We start from the raw sequence: 21474 nt of genomic DNA, 5'->3' as shown, positions 1-21474 counted from the left end.
GCGGGGCCGGTCACCGGCTGGCCATCAACAGGGTCCAGCGCTGGCGCGTGTAGCCGACGCCGACGTAGGCGTAGCCGCAGTTCAGGATGTTGGCCTTGTGCCCGGGGCTGGCCATCCATTTCTTCACCACCTCGGCCGCCGTGCCCCTGCCTCTGGCGATGTTCTCGCTCCACGCGGCCGGCGGGGTGAAGCCCGCCGCCTCGATGCGCTGGCCGGGCCCGAGGCCGTCGGGGGAGGTGTGGCCGAAGTAGTTCCGGGCCGCCATGTCGTCGGAATGGCTCACCGCGGCGTCGCGCAGCCGCGGGTCGGGAGTGAGCGGCTCGCAGCCGGCGGCGGCGCGTGCCTCGTTGGTCAGCCTGACGACCTCGTCGGCCATCTCCACCTCCGGGCTGTCGAGCCGGTCGAGGTCGTAGAGCGTCTTCCAGCCGCCGCAGTGCTGGGCGGCGCGGCCGTCGGACTGGCAGGCCCGCACCCGCATGCCCTTCACCCGGGTCACCTCGAAGCCGAAGGTCCGCGCCACGTCGCCGCACGCCGTCGCGGTGTACGCCGTGCTCCAGCGCCCGGTGGTGGTGGCGAGGGCCTGGAAGACCACCCGCGCGCACCTGCGCCGCGTCTCAGCCGATCCGTTGTCGAGGTCGCGGAGGATCACGGCGGCCCTGGCGTCGGTGTCGCCGTCGGTCGAGGCCCTCACCATGATCGTGCCGCTGGCCTCGGCCAGGCCGTTCGCCGAGGAGACCGAACCCCAGGAGCTGGGCATGTCCGCGATGTCCGCGGTGCCCGCTACGGGCGGCGGGGCGGCCGGGACGGTCGCGGCGGTGGCGATCCCGGGAACCGACAGGACCAGCGCCCCCACGGCGGCCGTCGCGAGCAACCCCGGTGTCGACTTCGTGCTCATGCTTTCTCCGGACAGCCCTCCCCCCTCCGGCCCCCTGCCGGATCCCGGGCTGTGGTGACCACCGATATCGCGTGCCGCTTGCACGTCACCTGCAGCCCGCAGAACGCGTCCTTGCAGGTCACAGACACCGTAGGCGGCGGCGGGCTCAGGGGACGAGCCTGGCCTGGTGCCGCGGCGGGAGCATGAGCCTGCGCAGCGACAGCCGGGGCTCGCCGGGCCGCCACGCCGCCACGAAGCCGGCGTAGTCCGTCTCGGCGGGCATCACCCGGTCGGTCGTCACGAAGTCGCCGGTCAGGACCAGCCGCCCGTCGCGGCTCCACGCCATCGAGGTCGACTTGAGCGAGGCGGGCACCGGCATCGACGGCAGTCGCGTCCACGTCCGCGCCCGCACATCCAGCACCTGCACGTCCAGGTACTGGCGTGGTCCCGGCCAGGCCGGATCGGCGAACCAGAGCGCGATCAGCCGCCCGTCCGGGCTGACCTCGGCGGTGGACGGGCTGCCCCCGGTGACAGGGGAGGGCAACGGCGTGCGGCGGCCGGCCGCCGGCTCGACCAGGGACAGCCGGGACGCCCTCGAGACCAGGACGAGGTCGCGGGTGACGGCGTGCACCCGCTCCTCGGAGAAGACCTCCTCGCCCGTGGTCCTGTCGAGCAGCCGGGCGCGCTCCTGGGCGGCATACGACAGCAGGCCCTGCGGGGTGTCCTGGGCGGGAGCGCGCGAGCAGGCGATCGGCAGGACAGGGCCGCGCTCGCGACCCCCGAAGTCGAGCGGGCGCAGGCGGCAGCCGTCGTCGCCGCGCGCCCGCTGGAGCACCCACACGCCCTTGCCGTCCGCCGCGGCGAAGGCGGACGACACCGCGCCGCCGAGCGGGCGGGCCCGGTCACCGGACAGCAGGAACAGGCGGCCCTCGGCGGAGGGATCGGCGGGCGTGGTCACGACGAGCTCGCGGGAGCCCGCGGTGAAGGACCAGACCGGCCGGCCGTCCGGCAGGCCGCGCAGCTCGGTGCGTACCCGCGAGTCGACGTCGAACCTGAAGGCGCCGCTGTCGCCGGTGACCAGCAGCCGCAGCCCGCTCCCCGGCGGCAGCGGACGGCCGGAGACGGGCGGCATGGGGTCACGGGGGCCGCGCCCGGGACCGTCCGTCCCGGGAACCCCCGACGTGCCGGGCGCGCACGGGCCGGGATCGCAGGGGCCGGCCGTACGGGCAGAGGACGCGGGGACGGCGGGCGAGCATCCCGCGGCGGCGGCCAGCACAGGGACCAGCACGGCGACCAGTACGACAGCGGGCACAGCGGCAGACACAGCGGCCGGCAAGGAGGTCTGTCTCACGCTCCTTCTACCGCGCCGGGCCGCCACGGGTTCCGGCCGCTCAGCGCCAGATCGTCACCGTGGTGCCGGAGGGCCGTTCCTCCCCGGGCATCGGGCGCTGGAAGCGAACCTGCTCGCCGTTGGTGAGGTTGCGCACCCGCACCCGGTAGCCCTGCTGCTGCAGCTCGGTCGTGGCGTCACGGACGCTCTTGAACACCACGTTGGGGACGATCCTGAACTCGGCGTGGTCGTCGGCCTGGCCGTTGCGCTTGCCGAACCAGTCGAGCCAGAGGCCGCCGCATCGCGAGACCGTGATGCTGGTCATCGTGCCGGGGTCGACCTCGGCCTTCGGCCGGGGGTTCTGCGAGATGACCTGGCACGGCTCGGCGTCGTCGTCGACCTCGTTGACCTGCACCTGGAAGCCCTGCTGGGTCAGGAACGCGGCGGCCTCGTCCTTGGACATGTCGCCGACGTCGGGCATCACCAGCCCGGCGCTGAGCACCAGGTTGATGCGGGTGCCCTCCTTGACCCGGTCGCCGATGCTCGGCCTGGTCTGCGTCACCAGACCGCGCTGCACCTTCGGGTTGGCGATCTTGGTGACCTTGCCCACCTTGAGGCCCTGCTCGGCGAGCTTGACCGCCGCGTCGTTCTGGCCCAGGCCCTCCACGTTGGGCACGGTCACCCGCTTGGCGCCGAGCGAGGGCACGAGCGTGATCGTCTGGCCGATCTCCGCCTCGGTCTGGGCGACGGGGTCGGTGCTGATCACCTTGCCCTCCGCCACCTTCTCGTCGTACTGCCCCGGCGCCTCCTTCACCAGGAAGCCGTTCTTGGCGGCCTCGCTCTTGGCGGCCGAGACGCTGATGCCGACGAGGTTGGGCACGAGCGCGTACTTGCTCTGCGCGAAGTACCATCCGGTCAGGCCGACCGCGACCACCATCAGCCCGGCCAGCGTCACCAGGAACCAGTTCGGCCGGAAGCCCCGCCGGCGCGCGGGGGGCTGGCCGGCCTGTCCGGCGGGCGCGGTCAGCACCTCGGTGCGGGAGACCACCAGCGTCGGGTTCGGCGCGGCCGCCGCCCTCGGCTGCGGCTGCGGCTGCGACGGCTGCGGCTGCGTGGCGTTGGGCACGGCGTGCTGCCCCGTGGAGTAGGGCGGGATGGACTCCCGCGGCAGCATCCGGTGCGTGTCGACGGCCGCCACCAGCATCGCCGAGGCGTCGGCGGGGCGGTTCTCGGGATCGCGCGCGGTCGCCTGCGCCACCAGCGTGTCGATCAGCGGCGGCACGTCGGGCACCACCGACGAGGGCGGCGGGACGGTGTCGTGGACGTGCCGGTAGGCGATCGACATCGGCGTCTCGCCGTCGTACGGCTGGCGGCCCGTCACCAGCTCGAACAGCATGATGCCCGCGGCGTAGACGTCGCTGCGGACGTCCGCCCCTCCGGTGGTGACCTGCTCGGGCGACATGTAGCCGATCGTGCCGATCATCACACCGGTGCGTGTCTGGTTCGTCGCCTCGATCGCCCTGGCCAGGCCGAAGTCGACGACCTTGACCCGGCCGTCGTCGGTCAGCAGGACGTTCTCCGGCTTCATGTCGCGGTGGACCATGCCCTGCTGGTGGGCGGCGCCGAGCGCGGCCAGCACCGGGATCATGATCTCCAGCGCCTCGCGGGCGGGCAGCCTGCCCCGCGAGCGCAGCACGTCGCGCAGCGTCTTGCCGGGCACGTACTCCATCGACAGGTACACCACGTCGCCGTCGGTGCCCTGGTCGAACACGTGCACCACGTTGGGGTGGGACAGGCTGGCCACCGACTTGGCCTCGCCGATGAACCTGCGCACGAAAGCGGGGTCCTCGGCCAGCGTGCGGTGCATGACCTTCAGCGCGACCGTGCGGTCGAGCCGGATGTCGAGCGCCAGGTAGACCGTCGCCATCCCGCCCCGGGCGATCCGGGACTCGATGCGATAGCGCCCGTCGAGCAGTCGCCCTACGAGGGGGTCCGCGATCGTCGTGTCCACCTGGCCGAGTTTACGGGCGATTCGCCCCCCGCATGGCCCGACAGTCCCAAACCGATGCCCGTTTGATTCCTGATCTGGGAAGGCGGCGCGAAGCCTGCCCGGAGGTCACGTCCCACCGGTGCTCTGCGCCCACCGCGGCCCCACGGCCCCCGGTGGCGCGGGGGCCGTGGCGGACCCCCGCGCGGATCAGGGAGTCATCGGGGAGGACGCCTCGGCGTAGCGGCGGCGCGGGATCCGTCCGGCCTGGCGCGCCAGCCGCCCGGCCTCCACGGCGGACCGCATCGCCGCCGCCATGAGGTCGGGCCGCCGCGCCCTGGTGACCGCCGTCGCCAGCAGCACCGCGTCGCACCCCAGCTCCATCGCCTGGGCGGCGTCGCTCGCCGTGCCGATGCCCGCGTCCAGGATCACCGGAACCGACGCCGCTTCCACGATCAGCTCGATGTTGTGCGGGTTGCGGATGCCGAGCCCCGAGCCGATCGGCGCGCCCAACGGCATCACCGCCGCGCACCCCGCCTGCTCCAGCCGCCGCGCCAGCGCCGGGTCGTCCCCGATGTACGGCAGGACCACGAACCCGTCGGCCACCAGCCGCTCGGCCGCGTCGAAGGTCTCGATCGGGTCGGGCAGCAGCGTCCGCTCGTCGCTGATGACCTCGAGCTTCACCCAGTTCGTGCCGAGCGCCTCGCGCGCCAGCCGCGCCGTCAGCACCGCCTCGCCCGCCGTGAAGCAGCCCGCCGTGTTTGGCAGGACCTTGATCCCGCGGGCGCGCAGCACGTCGAGCACCGACCCCTTGGCCCCGGGGTCGAGGCGGCGCATGGCGACCGTGGTCAGCTCGGTGCCGGAGGCGGCCAGCGCCTGGTCGAGCACCTCGAGGGAGGGGGCCCCGCCGGTGCCCATGATGAGCCGGGAGCCGAACTTCTCCCCGGCGATGATCAGCTCATCCACCCTGCACCGCCGTGAGGATCTCGACCCTGTCGCGGTCGGCCAGCGAGGTGCTCTCCCACGTGCCCCTGGTGACCACCTCGTCGTTGACCGCCACGGCGACACCCGTCGTCTGCGCCGTCAGCCGCTGGACGGCCTGGGCCACCGTGGTGCCGTCGGGCACCTCGTGCGCGGCCCCGTTGATCGTCACGTGCATCAGTCACTTCCTTGTCCGGCTGTCTGGAACCGCTGCGGCGCGCACAGGGCGGCCAGCTCGCCCTCCTCGCCGTGGAGGATCGCGGTGGTGAGCGGGGCCAGCAGCACGCCGCCCCTGTGGTGTCCGGTGGCGACGGTGAGGCCGGGGCCGTACGGGCCGATCAGCGGCAGGTTGTCGGGGGTGCCCGGCCGCAGTCCCGCCACGACGTCGGCCACCTGCAGCTCGGTGATGCCGGGGACCAGCTCCCTGGCGTCGCGCAGCAGCTCGTACAGGCCGCCCGCGGTCACCGTGGTGTCGAAGCCCAGCTCCTCCTGGGTGGCGCCGACGACGAGCTCGCCGTCGCCGCGCGGCACCAGGTACACGGGCGAGCCGTGGACCACGCCGCGCACGCAGGTGCCGAGCAGGGGGGACGGCGAGCGCAGCCGCATGATCTGGCCCTTGACCGGGCGCACCGGCAGGTCGGTCAGCCCGCCGCTCCACGCGCCGGCCGCCAGCACCACCCGCTCGCCCGTCAGCACATCACCCGAGGCGTCCGAGGCGTCCGCGCGCCCGTCGTCCGAGGCGTCGATCGGCCTGCCGTTCGGGGAGTCGGCCGGCCCGCCGTCCGTGGCGTCCGCCGGAACGTTCCCGGTGGCGGCCGAGGGTGGCTCCAGCCGTACGCCCACCACGGCCGAGCCGTCGCGGACCAGCGCGGCCACGCGCCGCCGCACCAGCGCCACCCCCGCCTTCTCCAGCGCGGCCAGCAGGGCCGCGGTGACGCGTCTGGGGTCGACCCACGCGTCACCCTCGGCCAGCACGCCGCCCCTGACCGACGGCGCCAGCATCGGCTCCCTGCGGCGGCACTCGCGCCCCGTCAGCCGCCGCACCGGCAGCCCGAGCTTGTCCATGAACACGGCGAGCTCGTCCAGCGCCGCCAGGTCGTCGGTGTCGAAGGCGACGTCCAGCGTGCCCTGGGCGCGGTAGTCGAGCCGCAGCCCGCTGTCGGCCTCCAGCTCCGCGGCGAAGGCGGGCCAGCGCTCCAGCGCCGCCAGCCCCAGCCTGAGCAGCGACTCCTCGGTGTAGGAGACCTCGCTGACCGGGGCCAGCATGCCCGCGGCCGCGTGGGAGGCGCCACGCGCCGGGGCCGGGTCGATCACCGTGACACGCGTGCCCGCGCGCGCCAGACGCCAGGCGACGGACAGGCCAACCACGCCGCCGCCCACGATCAGATGCATCTCGCTCCCTTCGCCGGCATGACCCGGATCAGGTGTCTTGCGGTCGAAGGCCCGTCACAGCCTTCCTCTCAGCCCGGTACGGCCGGACTCCCGCGCGTCTTCCGCGAACAAGCCTACTCAAGGCCCGGACCCTGGTGACCGGCGCCGGATTGGTTATGGTCTGAGCGTGAATCATGTCGTGGTGGTGGGCGCCGGACTGGCAGGCATACGCAGCGTCGAGGCGCTGAGATCTCGTGGATTCAGCGGCAGGATCACGCTGGTCGGCGAGGAGCGGCACCGGCCCTACGATCGTCCGCCCCTGTCCAAGGCGGTGCTGCTCGGCACGGCCGACTCCAGCTTCGTCGACTCCGACCTCGAGGCCATGCGGGTGGAGCACCGGCCGGGGGTGTCGGCCAAGGGGCTGCGCGCGGGGGTCCTGGAGACGACCGAGGGCGAGATCGGCTACGACGGCCTGGTCATCGCCACCGGGGCGGAGCCGATCAGGCTGCCCGGCGAGGGCCGCCAGCACGTGTTGCGCACGCTCGACGACTCCCTGGAGCTGCGGGCCCGCCTGGTGGCGGACGCCAGGGTCACGGTCATCGGCGCGGGCTGGATCGGCGCGGAGGTGGCCACGGCCGCCCGTACGGCCGGCTGCCGGGTCACCGTCGTGGAGGCGGGCCCCGCCCCGCTCGCGCACGTGCTCGGGCCCGAGGTGGGCGGCGACACCGTCCCCTGGTACGAGGGCATGGACCTGCGGCTGGACACCATGGTCGCCGCCGTGGAGGAGGGCGGGGTGCGCCTGGTCGACGGCGACTTCGTCGAGGCCGACGTGGTGGTGTCGGGCATCGGCGTCCGCCCGGCCGTCGAGTGGCTGGCAGGCTCCGACATCGACCTGCACAACGGCGTCGTCACCGACGAGCACCTGCGCACCTCCCTGCCGAACGTCGTGGCCGTCGGCGACTGCGCGGCCTGGTGGTCGCGCCGCTTCCACACCAGGCTGCGCGTGGAGCACTGGGACACCGCGCTCAACGCCCCCGAGGTCGCCGTGGCCACGCTGCTGGGCGACGAGGCGGTCTATGATCCTGTGCCGTACTTCTGGTCGGAGCAGTTCGGCCACATGGTGCAGTACGCCGGCCACCATGCCGGCGCGCGCCTGTTGCGCCGCGGCGATCCCTCGGCGGCCAAGTGGTCGGTCTGCTGGTTGACAGACACCGACAGGCTGGCCGGGGTGCTGACCGTCAACAGGCCACGCGACCTCGTCCAGGGCCGTAGGATCATCGAGTCAGGACAGCGACTCGACCCCCTACGCCTGGAAGATCCCGAGGTCGGGATACGTGACTGTGTAGTTTGAAGCCGGATGCGATGTGGTAGTGGTGGATTCGTGACGCTTTCTGTTGCGCAGATAGACCGGGAAACCGACCAGCTCGTCGGCGAGTGGCTGACGCTTCCCGAAGTGGCCGACCGCCTCGCCCTCTCGATCGGGCGGGCCAAGCAGCTCCTGAAGGACCACAAGCTCCTCGGCGTACGGCGGGGCGCGGGCGGCCCCCAGGTCCCCGCGGTGTTCCTCGAGGGCAGGGACGTCGTGAAGGGCCTGCCGGGCACGCTCACGCTCCTGCTCGACGCCGGCTACGACGACGCCGAGGCGTTGCGCTGGCTGTTCACCCCGGACGAGTCGCTGCCCGGCTCGCCCATCGACGCGATCAAGGCGGGTCGCCATACCGAGGTCAAGCGGCGTGCCCAAGCGCTCGGTTTCTGAAGCCCGTCTCTACCTCTGCACCGACGGCCGGAAGAAGCGCGGCGACCTGGCCGACTTCCTCGACGCGGTGCTGTCCAACGGCGTCGACATCGTCCAGCTCAGGGAGAAGGGCCTGGAGGCGCGCGAGGAGCTCGCGCTGCTGGAGGTCTTCCGCGAGGCGTGCGACCGTCACGGCGCGCTCCTGGCGGTCAACGACCGGGCCGACATCGCCTTCGCCGCCCGCCCCGACATCCTTCACCTGGGCCAGGACGACCTGCCCGTGAGCGTCGCGCGAGAGATACTCGGCGACGACATCCTCATCGGCAGGTCCACCCATTCGACGGCGGAGGCCTCGGCCGCCGCCGTCGAGGAGGGCGTCGACTACTACTGCTGCGGGCCGATCTGGCCCACCCCGACCAAGCCAGGCCGGCCGGCGCCTGGACCCGCCCTGCTCAGGCACGCGGCGGGGCTCGGCGACCGTCCGTGGTTCGGCATCGGCGGCATCGACCTCGGCAACCTCGACGAGGTCAGGTCGTACGGCGTCAGCCGCGTCGTGGTCGTCAGGGCGATCACCGAGGCGGACGACCCCGGAGCGGCGGCGGCCGAGTTCGCCAAGCGGCTGGGCCGGTAGGTCCGCGACCGCAGCGGCCCGTCAGGTCTTGCGCGAGGTGGCGGCCACCGCCAGTTCGGCCAGGGCGGCACGGGCCTCGGCGGTGATCGGCGCGTCGTCGAGCGAGGCGAGAGCCTCCTCCAGGTACGTGCCGATCATCTTCTCGCACGCCTCGAGCGCACCGCTGGCCTCGATGACGCCGCGCAGCTTGGCGACGCCCTCGGCGTCGAGGCCGGGGTCGCCGAGCAGCCTGCGCACCGTCGCGGCGTCCTCGGGCGTGGCCGCGGCCAGCGTGCGGGCGATGAGCATGGTGCGCTTGCCCTCGCGCAGGTCGTCGCCGGCGGGCTTGCCGGTCTCCAGCGGGTCGCCGAACACGCCGAGGATGTCGTCGCGCAGTTGGAAGGCGATGCCGACGCGGTTGCCGTACTCGACGCACAACTCGTCGATCCACGGCGCGCCGGCGCCCGCGGCCAGCATCAGGCCGAGCCTGAGCGGCTGCTCCACCGAGTACTTGCCGCTCTTGTAGAGCGCCACCCGCAGGGCCGACTCGAAGGTGTTCTCGCCGTGGGCCTGCTCCAGCAGGTCGAGGTACTGGCCGCACATCAGCTCGGTGCGCATGTGGTCGTGGAAGGGCTGGGCGACGGCCAGGTGGGGCAGGTCGCACGAGCGCCACATCTCGCCCGACCAGATCAGCAGCAGGTTGCCCAGCAGGACCGCCGCGCCCTCGCCGAACTGCTCGGCCGAGCCGTACCAGTCGCTCTTCTCGTGCAGGTGCTGGAAGCGGCGGTGCGCCGAGGGCATGCCCCTGCGCAGGTCGCTCTTGTCCATGACGTCGTCGTGCACCAGCGCGCTGGCCTGCAGCAGCTCCAGGGAGGCCGCCGCGACGAAGACGCCGGGCTCGTCGGAACCGCCCGCCGCGCGCCACCCCCAGTAACAGAAGGCGGGACGCAGCCGCTTGCCGCCCGCCAGCAGCTCTCTGGCCGCGTTGAGCAGGGGGGCGAGGTCGGGGCCGCTGACCACGGCACGTTGCCGGTCGAGGAACTCCCCGAGGGAGCGATCCACCTCGGTACGGAGGGTGTCCAGGCTCATGCCATGAGAGTAACGGGCTGTAGCCGGCGTTTCGATCTCCCGCTCCCGTCATATGGACGTGGCCACGTCGCCCGCGTCCGTACCGGTAGCCTTGGATTATGGCTCTGGGTCGACCCTCCGTCCTTCCCGATCGCGTCCCCACCGTTCGCGATCTCCTCGCCTCTGGCGGCCGCTCCTTCTCCTTCGAGTTCTTCCCCCCGAAGAACGAGGAGGGCGAGCGCCAGCTCTGGCGGTCGATCAGGGAACTCGAGGCACTGCGGCCGACCTTCGTGTCCGTCACCTACGGCGCGGGCGGCTCCACCAGGGACCGCACCGTCGACATCGTCGAGCGGCTGGCCCACGAGACCACGCTCACCCCTGTGGCGCATTTCACCGCGGTCAACCACTCGGTCCGCGAGCTGCGCCACCTCGTGGGGCGCTTCGCCGACGCCGGTGTGCGCAACATCCTGGCCGTGCGCGGCGACCCGCCGGGCGACCCCAACGGCGACTGGATCCGCCATCCCGAAGGCGTGCTCTACGCCGAGGAACTGGTCAAGCTGATCCGCCAGGCCGGAGACTTCTGCGTCGGCGTGGCCGCCTTCCCCTACAAGCACCCGCGCTCGCCCGACATCGAGAGCGACACCGAGTACTTCGTCAGGAAATGCTCGGCCGGGGCCGACTACGCCATCACCCAGATGTTCTTCCGGGCCGACGACTACTTCAGGCTCAGGGACCGGGTGGCGGCGCGCGGCTGCGAGACGCCGATCATCCCGTGCATCATGCCCGTCACGAAGATGAGCACGATCGCCAGGTCCGAGCAGCTGTCGGGCGCGCCGTTCCCGCCCGACGTCGCCGCCCGCTTCGAGGCCGTCGCCGACGATCCGGCCGCGGTCCGGCGGCTGGGCATCGACCACGGGGCCGAGCTGTGCCAGCGGTTGCTCGACGAGGGCGCCCCCGGCATCCACTTCATCACCTTCAACCGGTCGAGCGCGACGCGCGAGGTGTTCCAGCAGATCCAGCCGGCCGCCCTGTCGGCCTGATCCCGCCGCCGCGCCCGCTCAGCGCGGGGGCAGGGGCAGGGGCGTGCCCGCGATCGCGTAGTGCTCGTACCCGCCGGGGAAGACGAACTGGGTGAGCAGGTCGGTGAAGCCCACCGCCCGGTAGAGGTGCCGGGCGGCCGTCGGCTGGTCGTGCGTCGACAGCACCGCCGACCGCTCGGGACGGCCCTCGCACAGGGCGTGGATCAGCGCCCTGCCGATGCCCTTGCCCTGGTAGTCGGGGTGGACGTGGATCTCGGCCACTTCCAGCGAGTCGCCCAGCCAGGCGTCGGCCACCTGGAGGCCCGACTTCTCGGCGAGCGCGCGGTAGACCACGTCGTGCCACCACTGTCCGGCCTGGCCGTGGAACCCGTAGGCGAAACCCGCGGCCCGGCCGTCGGGCAGTTCGGCGAACAGGCAGCGGAAGGCCGGGTTGGCGCCGTGGCCGCGCATGATCGCCTGCCGTCCGGCGAGCTGGTCGGCCGGCGGCTTCATGGCGGCCGTGTAGATGCCCATCACCGACTCGAGACGGTCGGTGAACTCCGCAGATCCGGTGCCGCGGATGGCTATCACTCGACTTCGACCGCCGTGCCGCCGGTGATGCGCAACAGCTCGTCGAAGGTGGTCGGGAAGACCGTGTGCGGGTGCCCGCCGGCGGCCCAGACCTGGTCGTGCTTGTCCAGCCACGTGTCGACGAAGGTGCGGATGGGCGCCGGATGCCCGACCGGGGCGACCCCGCCGATCGGCTGGCCCGTCGCCTCGCGGACGAACTCAGGGGTGGCCCTGCGCACCCGCTCGACCCCCGCCGTGCGGGCGACCAGCTCGACGTCCACGCGGTGGGCGCCGCTGGTCAGGACCAGCAGCGGAGCGCCGTCAGCGGCGAAGATCAGGCTGTTGGCGATGGCGCCGACCTCGCACCCCAGCTGCGCGGCCGCCGCGGTGGCCGTCGGCGCCGACTCGGGCAGCACCACGATCTCACCCGTCGCGCCCAGCTCACGCAGCGCCGATGCGACACGAACAGCGTTGGGGTGCAAGAACTTTTCCGGCATGCGCCCACTCTAAACAGATTGACCCAGGAATTGCCGGTCCATGGTGGTGCGCTAGGGTCCTTTGATTCGATTGTTAATTATTTGAGGGGATGGATGGCATGGGAGCTCGGCGCCAGCTCGGCCTGGCTGCTCTCTTGACGGTGGGCACCGTCGTTCTCTCAGCGTGCGGCACGGCCGCCACGCCGCAGCCCGCGGCCGCGGTCATGCGCGCCCCCGCGCCCGTCACGTCGCCCGCCGCGGCGCCCGTCACGTCGCCCGCCACGGCGGCCGGCGCGATGGCGCGGGTGGAGCGGACCGTCACCGCGCCGGACAAGACGCTGAAGCTCGGCTCGAAGGGCTCGGCGGTCGTGTGGCTGCAGAAGCGGCTCCGGGAGCTCTCCTACCTGCCGGGCAAGGCCGACGGCAGGTACGGCGGCAGCACGCTGGCCGCCGTGTGGGCGTTCCAGAAGGTCAACGGGATCAGGCCGACCAGTACGGTCGGCAGGCGCACCTGGGACGCGCTGGAGAACCCCAAGCAGCCGCAGGTCCTGGTCAAGAACGGCAAGCCGACCAGGGTCGAGGTCAACCTGACCAAGCAGATCCTGGTCTACTACGTCGACGACCAGGTGAAGCTGATCTCCCACACCTCGTCGGGCAGCGGCGTGCCGTACTGCGAGACGGCGGTCTGGCAGGGCAAGTCGCAGCGGTTCTGCGGGTCGGCGACCACGCCGACGGGCGACTACCGGACGACGTGGCGGGCGAAGGGCTGGCACAAGTCGTACCTGGGCCAGCTCTACAACCCGATCTTCTTCAACGGCGGCATCGCCTTCCACGGCGCGCTGTCGGTGCCGCTGTACCCGGCCTCCCACGGCTGCGTGCGGCTGCCGATGAACGTGGCCGAGGTGCTGCCCGGAATGCTCGGCAAGGGCGTGCCCGTGCACGTCCGGGGCCGTTTCAGGCGCTAGCCGAGGAGGTCCTGACCCCGGTCGGTGGTCGTAGCCGATCAGCGACCGGGTGTCGGGCCGGCCGGTGGCGCGGCCGTGCCGGCTCACGGCGGTCACGCGGGGATGCCATCCCGGGCAGGACGTGGGCGACCGCCAACCCGCCGCGCTCCGCCGGCCGCTGGGCGCGCCGCCGTGGGTCAGTGGTTCAGGACCTCAGGTGAGCCCTGGCGGGCGCAGGCTGTCGTCAGGCGGGCCTCCTCAGACGGACCACGGACCGTCAGGCGGGTCTCAGGCGGGATCGCCAGGCGGGTCTCAGGCGGGCCTCCTCAGGCGGACCGTCAGGCGGGGCCCTCAGACGGACCGTCAGACGGGCCTCAGACGGGCCTCAGAAGGGACCGTCAGGCGGGACCGTCAGACGGGTCTCAGGCGGGACCGTCAGGCGGGTCTCAGGCGGATCGTCTCGTGGTGCCGAGCGAGTCGAGACCGCCGGCGACGATCCGCGCCGCCGCGCGTACCGCCGCCCACACCTCGGCGTACGGCTCGCCCCTCGACAGGCTCATGACGGCCGCCAGCTTCGTCGCGCCCACCATCGCCCCCACCGCGGCAGCAGCCGCCACCGGGTCCAGCTCGTCCGGGTAGGCCGCGCACAGCGCCTCGGCCGTCCGCCGCTGGCTGTCGAACAGCAGGTGGAGCGCCCTCGCCTGGAGCGCGGGGACCGTCATCACGAGCTGGAAGCGCTCGCCCCCGAGGCTCCTGGCCAGATCGTCCTCCCAGGTCGCGCCCGTCTCGACCACCCGCAGCAGCAGCTGCGCCACCGACTCTCCCGGCCGCCGCGCGGCCACCATGGTGAGAGTCCGGTCGAGGCGCTCCCCGGCGTCGAAGAAGACGATGTCCTCCTTGCCGGCGAAATAGCTGAAGAACGTGCGCGTCGACACCTCGGCGGAGGCGGCGATCTCGGCGAGCGTCGTCTGCTCGAACCCCTTCTCGGCGAACAGCCGCATCGCGCCCTCGACGAGCGCGCGCCTGGTCCTTGCCTTCTTGCGCGCCCGAAGTCCTGCCATATCCGTCATTGAAGCAATGTAGTGCACTGATGGAAATTTTGCATGCGATGAGGTTTTCTGGAGGGTAGTCGATCACGTCGATCTCACGAAGGAGCGCGACATGAGCTACCCGATGACCCGGCAGCGCAGGTTCGACCCGCCCGACGAGCTCTTCGACGACCCGGCGCCGGTGCGGCCGCTGACCTTCGCGGACGGACACCAGGGCTGGCTCGTGACGGGACACGCGGCCGGCCGGGCCGTCCTGGCCGACCCGAGGTTCAGCACCGTCCCCCGGCGGCTGCACCCGCTGCTCGCCTCGCGGCGCGTACCCGAGGGGGAGGTGCCGCCCGGATTCTTCCTCCGCATGGACGCGCCCGAGCACACGCACTACCGGCGCCTGCTCACCGGGCAGTTCACCGTGCGCAGGATGAACCAGCTCAGGGCGCGCATCGAGGAGATCACCGCGGCTCGCCTCGACGACATGGAGCGCGCGGGCCCGCCCGCCGACCTGGTGCGCACCTTCGCGCTGCCGATCCCCTCGCTGGTGATCTGCGAGCTGCTCGGCGTGCCGTACGACGACAGGGAGCAGTTCCAGCGCGACACGACCGAGCTGCTGCGGCTGGCGAACTCGCCCGAGCAACTGACGGCCAAGGTCGGCGACCTGATCAAGTACGTCTACACGCTGGTCGCGCGCAAGCGGGCCGAGCCGGGCCACGACATGCTCACCGGGCTGGTCGACAGCGGCGAGCTGAGCGACGACGAGATCGCCGGCATGGGCTTCCTGCTGCTGGTGGCGGGTCACGAGACGACCGCCAACATGCTGGCGCTCGGCACGTTCGCGCTGCTGCAGCACCCCGAACAGCTGGCGCTCGTCCGCGACGACCCGTCCGTGATCGACAACGCGGTGGAGGAACTGCTGCGCTACCTGTCGATCATCCACTTCGGCGCGACGCGGGCCGCCGTGGAGGACGTCACGATCGAGGGCACGCTCATCAAGGCGGGCGACTGCGTCGCGGTGTCCATCCCGGCCGCCAACCGCGACCCCGCCCGCTATGCTGACCCTGCCGTCCTCGACGTGCGGCGGCCCGCGGGCGGGCACCTGTCCTTCGGGCACGGCATCCACCAGTGCCTCGGGCAGCAGTTGGCCAGGATCGAGATGCGGGTGGCCTACCCCGCGCTGCTCGGACGCTTCCCCGCCCTGCGGCTCGCCGTCCCCGTGGACGCGGTGCCCATGCGCTCGGACATGAGCATCTACGGCGTGCACGCACTGGAGGTGGCGTGGTGAAGGTCAAGGCCGACAGGGACGTGTGCATCGGCGCGGGCATGTGCGTGCTGACCGCGCCGCTGGTGTTCGACCAGGACGAGGAGGAGGGCCTGGTCGTGCTGACGTCGGCAGAGGTGCCGCCGGAGGCCGAGGACGCCGTGAGCCGTGCGCTCACCCTGTGCCCCTCCGGCGCCATCACCCGCGTCGATCCGTAGGCGGCCTTCGGCCCTCATAGCGCCGGTCCGAGGGCGCCCCCGGCCATCGCGTCGATCTGTAGGTGCCCTCGGTCATCGCGCTGATCTGTGGGCGCCCTCGGTCATCGCCTGCTTCGGGCACCCTCGGGTGTCATCCCGCTGATCCGTGGAAGCCCTCCGTCATCGCCTACTCGATGGGCGCCCTCGGTCATCGCCTGCTTTGGGCGCCCTCGGATGTCACTGAGCCGATCTGTGGGCGCCCTTCGCGAGTTCGTCGCGCCGATCGGCAAGTGCCTCGTGGGCGCCATCGTCCCGGCGACCGAGGAGTCCTTCGACGTCGACGCCGCGCCGATGTACGGAAGTCCCATAGGTGGTGCCATCGCTGCGGCGATGCGCAGAGACCCGCAGGTGGTGGCGCCGCCGTGCCGAGGCGCGGGAGTCCTCGGGCGGCATCGCCCGCGTCGATCCCTCCAGCGGCTCTTGGCGTACCTTCAGCGATCTCTCAACGATCCCTCCCGGCCTCTTGGCGTGCCTCCAGCGATCTCTTGGCGGTCCCCTCCGGGGCCTCTTGGCGTACCTTCAGCGATCTCCCGACGATCCCTCCCGGCCTCTCGGCGCGCCTCCAGCGATCTCTTCGCGGTCCCTCGGGGGCCTCTTGGCGGTCCTCCTGTGGCATCGCCCGGTGTCCCGGTCGCTCCGCGTGTCGCGCTCGCCCCGCAGGTCAGGCCCCATGATCGAACCTGTGTTCGCCAATCGGTTGACATTCAAGGTCATCGAAATTATGTTCGACGGAGTGACGTGAGACTCGCGGCTCGCGTCGAAGAACCTGGTCGCGGGCTCCCGCCACCCCCATGCGGGGCCCGCGGTCGGGTTCCACGGGCGAAAGGCGCGTCCTCGTCGTCGGCGGAGACGAGCGGGCGCGCCTTGACCGGACGGGGAGAGGGGAAGCTCCTCGTCCGGTCGCCCGGCGGAAATGTCGGTGGCGTCTGCGAGTGTTGGCTCCACCGACGGAGACGCCGGGAGCCGCCACGACCCCTCAAAGGAGGCTGGCATGACGACAAGGCTCAGCGACACGCACGGGCCCCGACTGTCGCCCGCAGTCAGGGCGCACCTCACCGAGTCACGCACCTGCTTGGCCGACGCCGTGACGGCCCGTACCCCCGCCACCCGCTACGTCGCCGCCCACCTCGCCGCCCTGCGCGCGGCGGCGGCGATCCTGGCCGCCCGGCCCCGTCCGATGGAAGGGCGCAGGCGCCGGCTGCGCAGTGCCTGGGAGCTCCTGCCCGAGGTCGAGCCCAGGCTCGCCGAGTGGGCCGCCTACTTCTCCGTCAGCGCCGCCAAGCGCGCGGCCGCGGAGGCGGGCATGGTGCGCGGCGTGACCCTCGCCGACGCCGACGAGCTCCTGGCCGAGGCCGAGACGTTCGTGTCCATGGTCGAGGAGATCCTCGGCGTCGCCGGGCAGCCCGCCCTTCCCGTCAGCGTCCCGCTGGCGGGCTGAGGGCCGCACACCCGGTCTCAGTCGCGGCTGGTCGCGTCATTCTCGTCGGTGGGAGGATGAACGCCCAGCCGGCCGTCCGGCTCGATCCCTCCGCGAGCCGGACCTCCCCCTTCCACCCCACGCGTTCACACCCCCGCTCCCGCTCCCGCTCCTGCTACCGCTCTCTGTGCGCTCGTCCTCCCGCACACAGTGGTCTCCGGTGTCATGAGGCGCTGAGCGTCATCCGGTCCCGCGCACCGTTTGCTTGAACTCCGGGCAGGCGACGAGCGGGTCGTGCGTGCACGAGGCCGCGTGGCGCAGGCTGTCACGCATCCGGGTGAGCTGCGCGATCCGGTCGTCCAGTTCGCGCGCCTTCTCGGCGATCCGGTCGCGCAGTGCCTCGTCGGACGGCTTGGCGTCCAGCAAGCGGCCGATCTCGCCCAGGGAGAACCCCGCGCTCCTCGCGCAGGCGATCAACGCCAGCCGGTGGAGCGTGTCAGGCTCGTACGCGCGTCTGAGCCCGTTGCGCCCGGTCGCCCTGATGAGCCCCTTGCGCTCGTAGAACCGCAGCGCCGAGGCCGCCAGCCCCGACCGCTGGGCCACCTCGCCGATGTCGAGCAGCATTCTTCGTACCCCTTGACTTGAACCGCGATTCAAGTCGCAGTCTAGGGGCATGATGAAAGTTCACCATCTGAACCTTGCCTCCATGCGCACCGTCGACCCCACCTACGACGGGCTCGCCCCAGCCCCCGCCGTCAGCCACGCCCTGCTGGTCGAGACGGACGCCCACGGTCTCGTCCTGGTCGAGACCGGCCTCGGCGTCGACTCGGTCGAACGGCCGGAGGAGGTGCTCGACCCGGAGTGGGTGGAGCTGGTCGCCCCGAGCCTCGACAGGGGCGAGACCGCGCTCCGCCGCATCGCCGACCTCGGCCACGATCCCGCCGACGTGCGCCACATCGTGCTCACCCACCTCGACGTCGACCACGCGGGCGGGCTGCCCGACTTCCCCGAGGCGACCGTCCACGTGATGGCGGCCGAGCACGCGGCGGCGATGTTAGGGGCGCCGAGCCGCCGCTACCGTCCCGCGCACTGGTCGCACGGCCCCCGCTGGGAGCTGTACGCCACGGGGGAGTCGTGCGAGGAGTGGTACGGCTTGGCGGGCGCCCAGCCGCTGCGCGGGCTGTCACCGGACTTCCTGCTGGTGCCGCTCGGCGGTCACACGGTGGGGCACGCGGCGGTGGCGGTCAGGGACGGGGACGGCTGGTGGCTGCACGCCGGCGACGCGTACTTCTACCACAAGGAGATCGACCCGGCCGGGGCCGAGTCGCACCCGCTGTTCGACATCGTGCAGTTGGACTCGCAGGTGGACGGCGAGCTACGGGTGGCCAACCAGGCCAGGCTGCGCGAGCTCGTGCGCGACCACGCCGACGAGGTGCGGGTGTTCTCCGCGCACGACCCGTGGGAGTTCGCCAGGCACGCGACACCCGCCTGACGCGCCCCGCCTCGCGCCCCGCCCCCCGCCCCGGCCCGCGACGGTCTCAACCTCACGCCCCGGCCCGCGACGGCCTCGACCTCACGCCCCGGCCTGCGACGGCCTCGACCTCACGCCCCGGTCCCGCGCCCCGGTCTCGTGGTCTGGTCTCGTGGTCCGGTCCCGCGCCCGGCCCTACGGTCGGGCCCGCGACACTCTGGTCCCGCGCCCCGGTCCCGCGCCCGGCCCTACGGTCGGGCCCGCGACGCCCTGGTCCCGCGCCCTGGTCCCGCGCTCCGACCCGGCGGTCGGGCCTGCGACGTCCTGGCCCCATGGCCCGGCTCGGGCCCGGCCCCACGCACAGCTCAGCCCCGCGCTCCGGTCTCACGGGCCGGTCCCACAGCGCGGCCTCCGTGCTGCGGTCTCACGGCCGGCCCTGCGCTCCGGTGCCACGGACTCGCTCCGCGATGGCGCTGGGCGGAGGGCCGGGAGTTGGGCGGGGCCGCGTCTGACCGGCGCAGGCAAGGACTATCCACCCGCCGCGGCCATTCCCCAGCGTCCGGCGCCGAGCAGCTGCAGGTGGTGGGTGTGGAAGGGGTGCAGCGTGCGGCGATGGCCCACGCTGACGAACATGCACCGCGGTAGGCGCTCGCGGATCAGCTGGTACAGCGTGTGCTCGAGCCCTTCGTCGACAGCGGACGTCGCCTCGTCGAGGAAGGCCAGGCTGGGCCGGGTCAGCAGGATCCTGGCGAACCCGAGCCGTTGCTGCTCGCCCGGTGAGAGCGTGCGCGCCCAGTGCGCCTCGTCGTCGAGGCGGTCCTCCAGGTGGCCGAGGTGGACCGAACGCAACGCCTCGCGGGCCTGCTCCTCGCCGATGCGGTGCGCGGGCTCGGGGTAGGCCAGCGCGGTGCGTAGGTCGCCCAGAGGCAGGTACGGCTGCTGCGACAGGAACAGCGTGTGAGGCCCCGCGGGGCGCCGGACGACGCCGTGCGCGTGCGGCCACAGGCTGGCCAGGCTGCGCAGCAACGTGGTCTTGCCGCTTCCCGAGGGTCCTCTGACCAGGAGGGCCTGCCCCGGGCTCATGCTCAGGGTCAGGTTCTCGATCAGCGGCTGGCTGTTGGGGCGCCACACCTGGAGGTCCTCGATCTCCAGTGCGTCGGGCCGGTTGGTGAAGGCCGGTCCGGACAGGGCGCGCGACTCCTTGTTGGCGTCCGTCAGCGCCGTGAGCCGGTCCAGTGTCGCCCGGTAGGCGGCGAAGCTCTCGTAGGAGTACCTGAAGAAGGACAGCGCTTCGTGCACCTGGCTGAAGGCGTCGGCCGTCTGGGTGACGTCGCCGAGCGAGATCGCCCCGTGGAAGAAGCGCGGCGCCTGGATGATGAACGGGAACACGATCGAGGCCTGGGACACCGCGCCGTTGAACGCCTGGAGCCGCAACGACCGTTTGGCGCACTGCCAGGCGTTCCCGATGACCGAGCGGAACCTGGTGGCCAGGGTGGTCCGTTCCACCTCCTCACCGCCGTAGAACGCGATGTTCTCGGAGTTGTCCAGCAGGCGCATCAGCGCGTATCGATAGGAAGCGGACAACTTCTCTTTCAGGAAGGTGAGCTGGATCAGCGGGCGGCCGATTTTGAAGGCCATGAACGAGGCCCCGATCACGTAGGCGTAGGCGAGGAGGACCATCGCCCTGGGCACCTCGTACCCGAAGATCGTCATCGGTCCTGACAGCGTCCAGAGGACGGCGGTGAACGACACCAGCCGCAGGGCGGCGCGGACGGCGTCGAGCGACAGGTCGTAGGACTGCTCGACGAACTGCGTGATGTCCTGCTCGATGCGCTGGTCGGGGTTGTCGACCGGGGTCGCGACGAACCTGCCCCGATGGTAGGCGCGGCCGTCCAGCCAGTCGGCGACCGCGCGGTCGTTGAGCCAGTCTCGCCAGTGGATGATCAGGCGCTGCGTGATGAGGTAGGCGAGCTGGCTGCTGACGACGTAGATCGCCGCCAGGACCGCGAACACGATGACATGGAGCCAGAACGTGTCCGGGTCCATCGCCTGCAACGACGTGAACAGGCCGTTGGTCGCGTAGGAGGCGAGCACTTCCAGGCGCACCCCGACGACCGTCAGCCAGAGCACCAGCAGCATGGCCAGGAGCGGCCGCCGGCTGGCCCACGTGCGGCCGGGCCGGAAGTACGGGAAGGCCAGCAGCCGGAACTGCCGCCCCCAGCGCGTGTAGCGGGTCAGCAGCGGGACCGCCAGGGCGCCGCCGAGGACGATGCCGCCGGAGGTCACCGCGGTGGATGTGAACGACGTGAGCCATTCGTGCTGCCAGTCCATGGATCTGTCCAAAAAGTCCTATATGTGCCTCTATTGGCAGATTTATAGGCAGGACAGCTTGCCGCTCGCTTTCATGCGGGTAACCACGCGTCGGCGGGCGAACGGGTTTCGGGAAAGGCGCCGAACCATCGCTCTCACGACCACAGGCCGGTGAGCTCCAGTGCGTGTTCGGGGCTGGTGGCGTACCGGACGCCGGGGAGAGGATGGCCTTGCTCGTCGAGCACCTGCCAGCCACCGAGCCGCACGACGGGCACCCGCCCCTTGCGCATCGCCAGGGCGAGCTCCGACAGCGTGCCCCACGAGCCGCCGACCACGATGACCGCGTCCCCGCAGTTGACGATGACGCCGTTGCGCGCCTCGCCCATGCCGGTGGGCACCACGATCGTCAGGTGCGGGTTGGCGCCCTCCCGGTCGGCGCGCGACAGGATGCCCACGACCGTTCCGCCGGCGGCCCGCGCTCCGGCGGCGACCTCCTCCATGACCCCCGCGTAGCCGCCGCACACCACCACGGCCCCTCGCTCGGCGAGCAGCCGGCCCAGCTCGCGGGCGTTGTCCCGGTCCGCGGCCGAGCACTCTCGCGGCCCGCACACCGCGACCTGAACGGCCATGTGTCCCTCCTTCACCGGCACCACGGGCGGTGGGGGAGTCTGGTGCGGGGGTCTGGGGCCGGGGCGCGCCGCCGGAGACCGACGAAAGGGGCGCCCCCGATCACCGGGAAGCGCCCCGCCCGCG

The 21474-nt window shown here is 72.2% G+C and carries 22 protein-coding genes and 1 riboswitch; of the genes, 9 read left to right on the top strand and 13 right to left on the bottom strand.

Annotated features, from left to right (window positions below; genetic code table 11):
• Positions 1–10: 10 nt before the first annotated feature.
• The 6 genes from ACWEVS_RS22145 to ACWEVS_RS22120 all read right to left on the bottom strand — a co-directional run bounded on the left by ACWEVS_RS22145 (position 11) and on the right by ACWEVS_RS22120 (position 6564).
• Positions 11–895 carry a CAP domain-containing protein gene (locus tag ACWEVS_RS22145; RefSeq protein WP_449921174.1) on the bottom strand — a complete coding sequence of 295 codons (885 nt, stop codon included), beginning with the start codon at positions 893–895 and terminating at the stop codon, positions 11–13.
• 145 nt (positions 896–1040) lie between these two features.
• Positions 1041–2186 (bottom strand): hypothetical protein, encoded by a 1146-nt coding sequence (locus ACWEVS_RS22140; RefSeq protein WP_452553049.1) that lies wholly within the window; start codon positions 2184–2186, stop codon positions 1041–1043.
• A gap of 79 nt (positions 2187–2265) precedes the next feature.
• On the bottom strand, positions 2266–4215 hold the full coding sequence (gene pknB, locus ACWEVS_RS22135; RefSeq protein ID WP_452553047.1) for a Stk1 family PASTA domain-containing Ser/Thr kinase: 1950 nt from the start codon (positions 4213–4215) through the stop codon (positions 2266–2268).
• Between the two features lie 186 nt (positions 4216–4401).
• The gene (locus ACWEVS_RS22130) at positions 4402–5157 is read right to left on the bottom strand and encodes a thiazole synthase (RefSeq protein ID WP_354910143.1); all 756 of its coding nucleotides are present in this window, start codon (positions 5155–5157) and stop codon (positions 4402–4404) included.
• Positions 5150–5350, bottom strand: coding sequence for a sulfur carrier protein ThiS (gene thiS / locus ACWEVS_RS22125; RefSeq protein WP_449921167.1), 201 nt, complete (start codon positions 5348–5350; stop codon positions 5150–5152). Before thiS ends, ACWEVS_RS22130 begins: the two co-directional genes overlap by 8 nt.
• Positions 5350–6564 carry an FAD-dependent oxidoreductase gene (locus tag ACWEVS_RS22120; RefSeq protein WP_449921166.1) on the bottom strand — a complete coding sequence of 405 codons (1215 nt, stop codon included), beginning with the start codon at positions 6562–6564 and terminating at the stop codon, positions 5350–5352. Before ACWEVS_RS22120 ends, thiS begins: the two co-directional genes overlap by 1 nt.
• Positions 6553–6668, bottom strand: a riboswitch (TPP riboswitch). (Overlaps the previous gene by 12 nt.)
• A 62-nt stretch (positions 6669–6730) precedes the next feature.
• Here ACWEVS_RS22120 and ACWEVS_RS22115 point away from each other — a divergent pair.
• The 3 genes from ACWEVS_RS22115 to thiE are packed head-to-tail and all read left to right on the top strand — an operon-like array spanning position 6731 to position 8909.
• Positions 6731–7894, top strand: a complete 1164-nt coding sequence (locus tag ACWEVS_RS22115) for an NAD(P)/FAD-dependent oxidoreductase (RefSeq protein WP_449921164.1) — start codon at positions 6731–6733, stop codon at positions 7892–7894.
• A 30-nt stretch (positions 7895–7924) separates the two neighbouring features.
• The gene (locus ACWEVS_RS22110; protein WP_449921162.1) at positions 7925–8299 is read left to right on the top strand and encodes an Rv2175c family DNA-binding protein; all 375 of its coding nucleotides are present in this window, start codon (positions 7925–7927) and stop codon (positions 8297–8299) included.
• Complete coding sequence (gene thiE / locus ACWEVS_RS22105) at positions 8277–8909, top strand: thiamine phosphate synthase (RefSeq protein WP_452553046.1); 633 nt, start codon at positions 8277–8279, stop codon at positions 8907–8909. The genes ACWEVS_RS22110 and thiE overlap by 23 nt, the downstream gene beginning before the upstream one ends.
• 21 nt (positions 8910–8930) lie before the next feature.
• On the opposite strand, the gene ACWEVS_RS22100 is transcribed toward thiE, so the two are convergent.
• Entirely contained in the window at positions 8931–9977 is a 1047-nt protein-coding gene (locus tag ACWEVS_RS22100; RefSeq protein WP_449921158.1) for a polyprenyl synthetase family protein, read from the bottom strand.
• A 98-nt stretch (positions 9978–10075) separates the two neighbouring features.
• Between ACWEVS_RS22100 and metF the strand changes: the two genes are divergently transcribed.
• Entirely contained in the window at positions 10076–10996 is a 921-nt protein-coding gene (metF, locus tag ACWEVS_RS22095) for a methylenetetrahydrofolate reductase [NAD(P)H] (protein ID WP_452553044.1), read from the top strand.
• Between the two features lie 18 nt (positions 10997–11014).
• Here metF and ACWEVS_RS22090 read toward each other — a convergent pair whose 3' ends face one another.
• Positions 11015–11509 (bottom strand): GNAT family N-acetyltransferase, encoded by a 495-nt coding sequence (locus ACWEVS_RS22090; protein ID WP_449921154.1) that lies wholly within the window; start codon positions 11507–11509, stop codon positions 11015–11017.
• A 53-nt stretch (positions 11510–11562) separates the two neighbouring features.
• Positions 11563–12042 (bottom strand): YbaK/EbsC family protein, encoded by a 480-nt coding sequence (locus ACWEVS_RS22085; protein WP_354910163.1) that lies wholly within the window; start codon positions 12040–12042, stop codon positions 11563–11565.
• Between the two features lie 98 nt (positions 12043–12140).
• Between ACWEVS_RS22085 and ACWEVS_RS22080 the strand changes: the two genes are divergently transcribed.
• Complete coding sequence (locus ACWEVS_RS22080; protein ID WP_452553043.1) at positions 12141–12986, top strand: L,D-transpeptidase family protein; 846 nt, start codon at positions 12141–12143, stop codon at positions 12984–12986.
• Between the two features lie 425 nt (positions 12987–13411).
• Here ACWEVS_RS22080 and ACWEVS_RS22075 read toward each other — a convergent pair whose 3' ends face one another.
• Positions 13412–14026 carry a TetR/AcrR family transcriptional regulator gene (locus ACWEVS_RS22075; protein ID WP_452412953.1) on the bottom strand — a complete coding sequence of 205 codons (615 nt, stop codon included), beginning with the start codon at positions 14024–14026 and terminating at the stop codon, positions 13412–13414.
• Positions 14027–14126: 100 nt separating this feature from the next.
• Here ACWEVS_RS22075 and ACWEVS_RS22070 point away from each other — a divergent pair, with 100 nt between their 5' ends.
• The 3 genes from ACWEVS_RS22070 (at position 14127) to ACWEVS_RS22060 (ending at position 16961) form a co-directional block, all read left to right on the top strand.
• Positions 14127–15290 carry a cytochrome P450 gene (locus tag ACWEVS_RS22070; RefSeq protein WP_452412954.1) on the top strand — a complete coding sequence of 388 codons (1164 nt, stop codon included), beginning with the start codon at positions 14127–14129 and terminating at the stop codon, positions 15288–15290.
• On the top strand, positions 15284–15484 hold the full coding sequence (locus ACWEVS_RS22065; protein WP_449921144.1) for a ferredoxin: 201 nt from the start codon (positions 15284–15286) through the stop codon (positions 15482–15484). Before ACWEVS_RS22070 ends, ACWEVS_RS22065 begins: the two co-directional genes overlap by 7 nt.
• Positions 15485–16514: 1030 nt before the next feature.
• Positions 16515–16961, top strand: coding sequence for an SAV_6107 family HEPN domain-containing protein (locus ACWEVS_RS22060; protein WP_354910171.1), 447 nt, complete (start codon positions 16515–16517; stop codon positions 16959–16961).
• 219 nt (positions 16962–17180) lie between these two features.
• Here ACWEVS_RS22060 and ACWEVS_RS22055 read toward each other — a convergent pair whose 3' ends face one another.
• Entirely contained in the window at positions 17181–17564 is a 384-nt protein-coding gene (locus ACWEVS_RS22055; protein ID WP_452412956.1) for a MerR family DNA-binding protein, read from the bottom strand.
• A gap of 82 nt (positions 17565–17646) precedes the next feature.
• On the opposite strand from ACWEVS_RS22055, the gene ACWEVS_RS22050 reads away from it, so the two are divergent.
• Positions 17647–18432 (top strand): MBL fold metallo-hydrolase, encoded by a 786-nt coding sequence (locus ACWEVS_RS22050; protein WP_452553041.1) that lies wholly within the window; start codon positions 17647–17649, stop codon positions 18430–18432.
• A gap of 507 nt (positions 18433–18939) precedes the next feature.
• Here the strand turns inward: ACWEVS_RS22050 and ACWEVS_RS22045 are convergent.
• Both ACWEVS_RS22045 and ACWEVS_RS22040 read right to left on the bottom strand, forming a co-directional pair.
• On the bottom strand, positions 18940–20742 hold the full coding sequence (locus ACWEVS_RS22045; protein WP_452553039.1) for an ABC transporter ATP-binding protein/permease: 1803 nt from the start codon (positions 20740–20742) through the stop codon (positions 18940–18942).
• Positions 20743–20876: 134 nt separating this feature from the next.
• A complete protein-coding gene (locus tag ACWEVS_RS22040) occupies positions 20877–21350 on the bottom strand; it encodes a TIGR00725 family protein (protein WP_354910181.1) in 474 nt (157 codons plus the stop codon).
• Positions 21351–21474 lie beyond the last annotated feature (124 nt).

The sequence above is a fragment of the Nonomuraea sp. NPDC003754 genome (assembly GCF_053605785.1).
This window is presented reverse-complemented; position numbering and strand designations above follow the sequence as displayed.